Raw genomic sequence first — 567 nt, forward strand, 5'->3', positions numbered from 1 at the left:
TTTTTCCATCTTGTCTCTCCCTCACTCTTTTTAGTTAAAGTAAACCAGCTCTTCGATCGGCTCTGCTTCTTCAATATGCTCTGCCTCCAGAATCGGTCCGGTACCTTTATACACTGATACATGTCCATACTGCACTTTTGCGCGCACTTTCACCCATTCTCCTGCCTGCAGCTTCGGTGCGTAGGCGCTCTTGCAGATATATCCTAAAAATGTAGTGTCATCCGCACAACAGGTCATCGCCATCCGTCCCGGAAGAAATACCTTGGAAGGAAATCCTTTCGGCTTTAATACTTTTGCGGTAAATTCAATCACTTTTCCCTTGTATCTGTCCGGATTTTCCATGACGTCCACATACCAGATTCCATAATCCTCTCTTGGAATCTCAATCACAGGCGCGTTCAGATCATACGGCACATCATCCCCGAAAATATTCTCGATTTCACCCTTTTCATCCTACAAAAATCACTTCTGCCTGCGGGCTGACTACTTTCACACTTCTGCGGTATCCTGCCAGAGGTTCAATATCTGTACAACGATTAAACAGCACCAGTTCCGCCCCGCGTACCA

1 protein-coding gene is annotated in these 567 nt (G+C 46.2%); it reads right to left on the reverse strand.

The window, feature by feature from the left end:
• Window positions 1–30 precede the first annotated feature (30 nt).
• Complete coding sequence (locus tag HMPREF1024_RS0128030) at window positions 31–390, reverse strand: hypothetical protein (protein ID WP_222609798.1); 360 nt, start codon at window positions 388–390, stop codon at window positions 31–33.
• Between the last annotated feature and the right edge of the window lie 177 nt (window positions 391–567).

This window comes from Klebsiella sp. 4_1_44FAA (genome assembly GCF_000238715.1).
GTDB lineage: Bacteria > Pseudomonadota > Gammaproteobacteria > Enterobacterales > Enterobacteriaceae > Klebsiella > Klebsiella pneumoniae.